The sequence below is a fragment of the Alsobacter sp. SYSU BS001988 genome (assembly GCF_054796215.1).
Window position 1 is genome coordinate 143931 of sequence record NZ_JBTAMK010000012.1, and the last position, 1638, is coordinate 145568.

1 protein-coding gene is annotated in these 1638 nt (G+C 70.5%); it reads left to right on the forward strand.

Going from position 1 to position 1638, the window contains the following annotated elements; genetic code table 11:
* Positions 1–157: 157 nt before the first annotated feature.
* The coding region (locus ACYVO7_RS19290) for a cytochrome ubiquinol oxidase subunit I (protein ID WP_460451433.1) at positions 158–1638 on the forward strand (1481 nt) is incomplete at its 3' end.

The following is a 1638-nucleotide window of genomic DNA, read 5'->3' on the forward strand; positions in this document are numbered from 1 at the left end:
CCCCCCCCCCCCCCCCCCCCCCCCGCCCCCCCCCCCCCCCCCCCCCCCCCCCCCCCCCCCCCCCCCCCCCCCCCCCCCCCCCCCGCCGGGGTGGTCGCCCTCGCTTCGCCGTCTATTTCGGAGGACAATCGGCGTCCGCAACGGCGATGGAGCACTCATGGGCATCTTCGGCCTCGACGCCCTGACCCTGGCCCGGGCGCAGTTCGGCTTTACGATCTCCTTCCATATCGTGTTCCCGGCCTTCTCCATCGGGCTGGCGAGCTACCTCGCCGTGCTCGAGGCGCTCTGGCTCTGGACCGGGCGCGACGTGTTCCTGAACCTGTTCAAATACTGGATGAAGATCTTCGCCATCGCCTTCGCGATGGGCGTCGTGTCGGGCATCGTGATGTCCTATCAGTTCGGGACGAACTGGTCCGTCTACGCCGACAAGACCGGCCCGGTGCTGGGCCCGATGATGGCCTATGAGGTCTTGTCGGCCTTCTTCCTGGAGGCGGGCTTCCTCGGGGTGATGCTGTTCGGGGTCGACAAGGTCGGCAGGACGCTCCATTTCCTGGCGACGCTCGCCGTCGCGGCGGGCACGCTGTTCTCGGCCTTCTGGATCCTGTCCGTGAATTCGTGGATGCAGACGCCGGCGGGCCATTCGGTCAACGCCGCCGGGCAGTTCGTGCCCGAGGACTGGTGGGCCATCGTGTTCAACCCGTCCTTCCCGTTCCGGCTCGTCCACATGGTCCTGGCCGCCTATCTGACGACCGCGCTGGTCGTCGGCGCGACGGGCGCCTGGCACCTGCTGCGCGACCGCGGCAACATGGGCGCGCGCACCATGTTCTCCATGGCGATGTGGATGCTGGCTTTGGTCGCGCCGCTGCAGATCGCGGCGGGGGACGCCCACGGGATCAACACGCTGGAGCGTCAGCCGGCCAAGGTCATGGCCATGGAGGGCCATTTCGAGAGCCACAAGGACGGCGCGCCGCTCATCCTGTTCGGCTGGCCCGACCAGGCCGAACGGGTCGTGCGCTACGCGGTCCAGATCCCCCGCCTGTCCTCCCTCATCCTGAAGCACGACCTGAACGCGCCGCTCCCCGGGCTCGACACGATCCCGCGCGAGAACTGGCCCCCGGTGCCGGTGGTGTTCTGGTCCTTCCGGGTCATGGTCGGCCTCGGCTTCGCCATGCTGGGGCTTGGGGCGCTCAGCCTCGTGGCGCGCTGGCGCGGCGCGCTCTACGAGTCGCCCTGGCTGCATCGGTTCGCGCTTGCGATGGGGCCGGCGGGCTTCGTCGCCGTGCTGGCGGGCTGGATCACGACGGAGGTCGGCCGGCAGCCCTTCACGGTCTATGGCCTGCTGCGCACGGCGGAATCGGTCTCGCCCCTGCAGGCGCCGGCCGTGGCGTCGTCGCTGGTCGCGTTCGTGCTCATCTATTTCGCGGTGTTCGGGATGGGCGTCCTCTACATTCTGCGGCTGATGGCGCACGCCCCGCACTCCGGCGAGCCGGGCCTCGACCGGGGCAAGCCCTTGCGGACGGCGGGCGTGACGCCCGCCCCGGCGATCGATCCGGACCGGGGGGGGGCGGGCGGGCCCCCCCCCCCCCCCCCCCCGGCCCCCGGTCCCCATGAGCCTGTCCTTAGATCTCAAAACACTAA